This is a genomic window from Bacillus gaemokensis, from assembly GCF_001590835.1.
Classification (GTDB): Bacteria; Bacillota; Bacilli; order Bacillales; family Bacillaceae_G; genus Bacillus_A; species Bacillus_A gaemokensis.
On record NZ_LTAQ01000040.1, the window covers coordinates 1 to 7,260 of the forward strand.

Here is a 7,260-nt window from a genome sequence, read left to right on the forward strand (position 1 = left end):
TACAGTAGGATGGTTTACGAGTCAATATCCAGTAGTCCTACCGATTGAAGCAGCGAGCGATATCTCTCATCAGATTAAGAATATTAAAGAAGGATTACGTCAAATTCCGAATAAAGGGATTGGATATGGTCTTTTAAAATATCTATCTGAAAATCAAGAAAAACAGACATTTACATTGAATCCAGAAATTAGCTTCAACTATCTGGGGCAGTTTGATCAAGATTTGGAGAATACTGCGATGCAGGTGTCTTCTTATTCGAGTGGTGATTTCGAAAATAAGAATCATGAAAGATCGTATGTTCTGGATATTAATGGAATGATATCTGGTGGAAATTTATCACTAGGAATTAACTACAGTAAAAAGCAATACCAAAGAGAAACGATAGAACAATTGGCGAATTGGTTACAAGCGAGTCTACAAGAAGTCATTGAACATTGTGTAACGAAAGAGCGAGCGGAGCTCACACCAAGTGATATTATTTTCAAAGGGATGACGATTGAAACATTAGATCGTATTGTACAGGAAACCAAGCACATAGGCGAAATTGAAGATGTGTATCCGTTAACTCCAATGCAGAAAGGTATGTTATTTCATAGCTTGATGAATCCGCAATCGGAAGCTTATTTTGAACAAGCAACGTTTGATGTGCAGGGAAGTATGAATCTAAAGGCGTTCGCTCAAAGTTTAGAACAGTTGGTGCAAAGACATGCCATATTCCGAACTAACTTTGTGAGTGCTGGGAATGATGAGCCGTTACAAATCGTATACCGAAATAGAAAAATTGATTTTCATTATGAAGATCTTCATGAAATGGAAGAGTCATCACGTGAAGAGTGGGTGAAGAAGTATACGACTGAAGATAAGGAAAGAGGATTTAATCTTGCTGAAGATGCATTGAAATGGAAGAGTCATCACGTGAAGAGTGGGTGAAGAAGTATACGACTGAAGATAAGGAAAGAGGATTTAATCTTGCTGAAGATGCATTAATGCGTATGGCTATCTTACGCACCGAGGAGCAAACGTACCGTGTTATTTGGAGTTTCCACCATATCTTAATGGATGGTTGGTGCATGCCACTGGTAATACAAGAAATCTTCGAAACTTACTATGCTANAGCAAACGTACCGTGTTATTTGGAGTTTCCACCATATCTTAATGGATGGTTGGTGCATGCCACTGGTAATACAAGAAATCTTCGAAACTTACTATGCTATTCAGGAACAAAGAGAACCTAAATTATCCGTAGTAACGCCATATAGTGACTATATTGAATGGTTAGAAACACAAAATCATGAAGAGGCTTCTAAATATTGGAATGATTATTTAGAAGGGTATGAAGGGCAAACACTATTGCCAAAAGTTACTTCTTCTAATGAGAATGAAAACTATATTTCAGGTAACTTAGTTTGGAACCTTGGCAAAGAATTGACGGAGCAACTGAAACAGGTAGCGAATAGTAATCAAGTTACTTTGAATACGTTAATGCAGACAGCATGGGGAGTATTGTTGCAGAGATATAATAACAGTACCGATGCCGTATTTGGAAGTGTAGTCTCTGGAAGACCATCAGAAATATTGGGTGTAGAAAATATTGTTGGATTATTTATTAACACAATTCCTGTGCGTATTCGTTGTGATGCGGAAGATTCTTTTGTAGAAGTGATGAAAAAGAATCAGAAGCAGGCGGTAGCCTCACATGCATACGATACGCATCCATTGTATGACATACAGGGACAAACGGAACAAAAGCAGGACTTGATCACACATATTATGGTGTTTGAAAACTATCCTTTAGAACAACAAATAGAATTTACAGGAAATCATGATGAGTCTAGTTTGAAAATTATGAATATATCTATGGCTGAACAAACAAATTATGACTTGAATACGATTGTAGTACCTGGGAAAGAGATGCAGGTACAATTTGAATACAATGCCAATGTATATGATTATGCAAGTATAGAACGAATTCGTGGTCACTTGACTCAAATTATGCAACAAGTTGTAAATAACCCACAAATTTGTATACAAGATCTAGAATTGGTAACAGCGGAAGAGAAAACGAAGATTCTCGAAGTATTCAATGATACAGCGACTGCATATCCACGTGAGAAGACTATCCATCAATTGTTCGAAGAACAGGTGAAGCGTACGCCAGATCAGATCGCGGTTGTATTCGAAGATCAGCAATTGACATATCGTGAGTTGAATGAACGAGCAAACCAGTTGGCACGAATGCTAAGAGAGGAAGGCGTACAGGAAAATCAGTTAATTGGAATTATGGTAGAACGTTCATTAGAAATGATTGTTGGGATACTTGGCATATTAAAAGCAGGTGGTGCTTATGTACCGATTGATCCGGAATATCCTGAGGAACGAATTCGTTACATGCTAGAGGATAGTAATATCAGTATCCTGCTTNATATTAAAAGCAGGTGGTGCTTATGTACCGATTGATCCGGAATATCCTGAGGAACGAATTCGTTACATGCTAGAGGATAGTAATATCAGTATCCTGCTTACGCAGTATGCATCTGCAGTACAAACGGATCGTTTTAACTTCTCTGGAGTCTTAATTGATTTGAGTAATCCAAGTTTGTATAAAGATGATAATACTAATCTTCCATTGGTCACAATTGCTGAGGACTTAGCRTAYGTTATGTATACGTCAGGTTCCACKGGRCAACCAAAAGGGGTAYTGATAGAACAACGAAGTGTTGTACGTTTGGTTCAAAATACTAATTATGTAGAATTCGCTGAAGGAGACCGGATTTTGATGACCGGAGCTTTAGTGTTTGATGCTTGTACTTTTGAAATTTGGGGTGCTCTATTAAATGGATTACAGTTATATATTGTTCCAGAGACGGTTATTTTAAGCGTTGAAAAGCTTAATGAAGCGTTGAARCAATATCAAATTACGACAATGTGGTTAACATCGCCGTTGTTCAATCAATTGGCTCTACAAAATCCTGAATTATTTTCTTCACTTCGATATTTATTGGTAGGTGGAGATGCGCTATCGCCAAACACAATTTCAATGGTGAGAAGCAGTTGTCCTAACCTTACAATCATCAACGGTTATGGACCGACGGAAAATACAACATTCTCTTGCAGTTTTCCTATTAGCAAGGAGTATTCAAATATTCCGATAGGTCGACCAATTGCGAACTCCACTGTTTATATTGTGGACGAGTCGAACAAACTTCTACCTGTTGGAGTACAGGGAGAAATATGTGTCGGTGGAGATGGTCTTGCTCGGGGGTACCTRAATCGAGATGARTTGACAAGGGAAAAATTTGTAACCAACCCATTTGTACCTGGCGAAAGAATGTACCGGACTGGTGACATCGGTAGATGGCTACCTGATGGAACAATCGAATATTTAGGAAGAATGGATCATCAGGTGAAAATTCGAGGGTATCGAATTGAACTGGGAGARATTGAGTCAACGYTACAGAAARTGGAGCTGGTTCGAGAAGCCATTGTTATTGTACGAGAGAATGAAAATGGATTAAAACAATTGTGCGCATACTTTGTTGGAGATGAAAGCCTAACAGTGGGRCAACTTCGRGAGGCGATGTYACAAGAATTACCAGAGTATATGATTCCATCTTACTTTGTACAGCTGGCACACATGCCATTAACAGCAAATGGTAAGATTGATCGTAAAGCGTTACCTGAGCCAGAAGGAAACTTACAAACAGGTACGGAGTATGTTGCGCCGCAAACCCCAATAGAAGAAATGTTAGTCTCAATTTGGCAAACGGTACTTGGTGTTCCGCAAATTGGAGTATTAGACAATTTCTTTGATTTAGGAGGCGACTCAATTAAATCCATCCAAGTCTCTTCGAGACTGCATCAAGCTGGTTATCGAGTAGATATGAAGGATTTATTCAAATATTCGACTGTAGCGTCTTTAAGTCCGCATGTGGAGAAAATGACGCGAGTTGCTGAACAAGGCGAAGTAACAGGCGAGGCTAAGTTAACACCAATTCAACTTTGGTTCTTTAAAAATCAGATTGCAGATCCTCACCATCTTAACCAAGCATTCATGTTATACCGGAAACAAGGATTTGATGTATCAGCCCTTCGTAAGACAATGCAAAAAATTGCCGAGCATCATGATGCCTTACGTATGGTCTTCCATCAAACAGAACAAGGGTATGAGGCATGGAACCGAGGAATAGAGGAAGAAGAATTATTCAACTTGGAAGTGATGAATCTCACAGGGAATGGGAATCCGGCTTCAGTGATTGAAGAGGCTACGAATGCGATTCAAAGTAGCATTAATTTAAGTGAAGGGCCATTAATGAAACTAGGCTTGTTCCAATGTGAAGAGGGCGACCATTTATTGATTGTGATTCATCATTTTTATTGATTGTGATTCATCATTTAGTAGTGGATGGTGTTTCTTGGCGGATATTACTGGAAGATATAGGGGTAGGATATGAACAAGTGGTAAACGAAGAGGCGATTCAACTGCCACAAAAAACAGATTCTTTCCAATTATGGGCAGAACAATTATCCCTTTACGCGAACAGTCCAGAGATGGAGAAAGAGCGCGAATATTGGAATGAGATCGAGCAAATCTCAACGGGACTGTTACCGAAAGATAAGGAACAAGATTATGGTTTGATAAAGGATAGCGAAGTCATCACTATCCAATGGACAGCCTCTGAAACAGAGCAGTTATTAAAACAAACAAATCGAGCATATAACACTGAAATCAATGATTTATTGTTAACAGCTTTAGGAATGGCAGTTCATCAATGGACAGGAATGGAAAAAATCGCTGTAAATCTGGAAGGACATGGACGAGAATCTATTCTTTCTGATCTTGATATTACTCGTACAGTAGGATGGTTTACGAGTCAATATCCAGTAGTCTTGCCAATTGAAGCAGGGAGCGATATCTCTCACCGGATTAAGGATATTAAAGAAGGATTACGTCAAATTCCGAATAAAGGGATTGGATATGGTCTTTTAAAATATTCACCGGATTAAGGATATTAAAGAAGGATTACGTCAAATTCCGAATAAAGGGATTGGATATGGTCTTTTAAAATATCTATCTGAAAATCAAGAAAAGCAGCCATCTATACTGAAGCCAGAGATTAGCTTTAACTATCTCGGTCAGTTTGACCAAGACTTAGAGAATAGTGCGATGCAAATATCAACTTATTCGAGTGGTTCAGATGTAAGTGGAGAGCAAAGCAGACCGTTTGCACTTATTATTAATGGTATTCTAACGGATGGAAAATTATCATTAGGAATTAATTACAGTAGAAAGCAATATGAAAGAGAAACAATAGAACAATTGGCGAATGGGCTACAAGCGAGCCTACGAGAAGTGATTGAACATTGCGTTACGAAAGAGCGAGCGGAGCTCACACCAAGTGATATTATTTTTAAAGGGATGACAATCGAAGCATTAGACCGCGTTGTACAGGAAACCAAGCACATAGGCGAAATCGAAAATGTGTATCCATTAACTCCAATGCAGAAGGGTATGTTATTCCACAGCTTGTTGAACTCACAATCGGAAGCTTATTTTGAACAAGCAAGGTTCGATGTACAGGGAAGTATGAATATAGAGGCATTTTCTCAAAGTTTGGAGCAATTGGTGCAAAGACATGCCATATTCCGAACTAACTTTGTGAGTGCTTGGAATGACGAGCCGTTACAAATCGTATATCGAAATAGAAAAATCGACTTTTATTATAAAGATCTTCATGAAATGGAAGAGTCATCACGTGAAGATTGGATAAAGGTGTATACGAATGAAGATAGGGAAAGAGGATTTGATCTTGCTGAAGATGCATTAATGCGTATGACGATCTTACGTACTGAGGAGCAAACATACTATGTTATTTGGAGTTTCCACCATATCCTAATGGATGGTTGGTGTATCCCACTGGTGACACAGGAAATCTTCGAAGCTTACTATGCTATTCAGGAACAAAGATGTTATTTGGAGTTTCCACCATATCCTAATGGATGGTTGGTGTATCCCACTGGTGACACAGGAAATCTTCGAAGCTTACTATGCTATTCAGGAACAAAGAGAACCTAAATTATCTGTAGTAACACCATATAGTGATTATATTGAATGGTTAGAAACGCAAGATCATGAAGAGGCTTCTAAATATTGGAATAATTATTTAGAGGGGTATGAAGGGCAAACATTATTACCAAAAGAAAACTTGAAAAATGAAGCTGAAGGTTATGTTTTGGAAGAGCTATTTTGTGAGTTTGATAGAGAATTAACGCAGAAGATGAAACAGGTAGCTAGTGATAATCAAGTCACAATTAACAGCTTAATTCAGACAGCATGGGGCGTATTGTTGCAGAAATATAATAACAGTACCGATGCCGTATTTGGAAGTGTAGTCTCTGGAAGACCATCAGAAATATTGGGTGTAGAAAATATCATTGGATTATTTATTAACACAATTCCTGTGCGTATCCGTTGTGATGCGGAAGAATCTTTTGTAGAAGTAATGAAAAAGAATCAAAAGCAGGCGGTAGCCTCACATGCATACGATACACATCCATTGTATGAAATACAGGCACAAACGGAACAAAAGCAAGACTTGATCACACATCTTATGGTGTTTGAGAACTATCCTACAGAGACGGAAATGGAACGCGTTGGTAACCAGTCCGAAAACCTATTAGAAGTTAAGAATGCAAATATGGAAGAACAGACAAGCTATAATTTTAATTTAATTGTTGTCCCTGGTGAAGAATTTAAAATTCGACTTAATTACAATGCCAATGTATATGATTGTTCAAGCGTAGAACGAATTCGTGGTCATTTAATTCAAGTTATTAAGCAAGTTGTAAATAACCCACAAATTTGTATACAAGAATTAGAATTGGTAACAGCGGAAGAAAAAATACAGATTCTCGAATTGTTCAATGATACAGCGATTGAATATCCACGTGAAAAGACTATACATCAATTGTTCGAAGAACAGGTGGAGCGTACGCCAGATCAGATCGCGGCAGTATTCGAAGATCAGCAATTGACATATCGTGAGTTGAATGAACGAGCGAACCAGTTGGCGCGAACGCTAAGAGAGGAAGGTGTACAGGCAAATCAGTTGGTTGGAATTATGGCAGAACGTTCATTAGAAATGATTGTAGGGACACTTGGAATATTAAAAGCAGGTGGTGCTTATGTACCGATTGATCCGGAATATCCTGAGGAACGAATTCGTTACATGCTAGAGGATAGTAATATCAGTATCCTGCTT

The 7,260-nt window shown here is 38.3% G+C and carries 6 protein-coding genes and 1 pseudogene; all 7 read left to right on the forward strand.

Features of this window, described 5'->3' with window-relative positions:
- The coding region (locus AZF08_RS31845) for a condensation domain-containing protein (protein ID WP_265184966.1) at positions 1 to 931 on the forward strand (931 nt) is incomplete at its 5' end.
- Positions 901 to 1,236 carry a condensation domain-containing protein gene (locus AZF08_RS31850; protein WP_153019564.1) on the forward strand — a complete coding sequence of 112 codons (336 nt, stop codon included), beginning with the start codon at positions 901 to 903 and terminating at the stop codon, positions 1,234 to 1,236. The genes AZF08_RS31845 and AZF08_RS31850, both read left to right, overlap by 31 nt.
- Positions 1,118 to 2,422 (forward strand): annotated as a pseudogene (locus AZF08_RS31855) (condensation domain-containing protein); the annotation flags it as partial. The gene AZF08_RS31850 and the pseudogene AZF08_RS31855, both read left to right, overlap by 119 nt.
- A gap of 58 nt (positions 2,423 to 2,480) precedes the next feature.
- The gene (locus tag AZF08_RS31860) at positions 2,481 to 4,379 is read left to right on the forward strand and encodes an amino acid adenylation domain-containing protein (protein WP_265184967.1); all 1,899 of its coding nucleotides are present in this window, start codon (positions 2,481 to 2,483) and stop codon (positions 4,377 to 4,379) included.
- A gap of 2 nt (positions 4,380 to 4,381) precedes the next feature.
- Entirely contained in the window at positions 4,382 to 5,005 is a 624-nt protein-coding gene (locus AZF08_RS31865; protein WP_265184968.1) for a condensation domain-containing protein, read from the forward strand.
- Between the two features lie 40 nt (positions 5,006 to 5,045).
- On the forward strand, positions 5,046 to 6,074 hold the full coding sequence (locus AZF08_RS31870; RefSeq protein WP_265184969.1) for a condensation domain-containing protein: 1,029 nt from the start codon (positions 5,046 to 5,048) through the stop codon (positions 6,072 to 6,074).
- Positions 6,019 to 7,260, forward strand: a 1,242-nt coding sequence (locus AZF08_RS31875) for a condensation domain-containing protein (RefSeq protein ID WP_201030641.1), incomplete at its 3' end; no start/stop codon positions are given. The genes AZF08_RS31870 and AZF08_RS31875, both read left to right, overlap by 56 nt.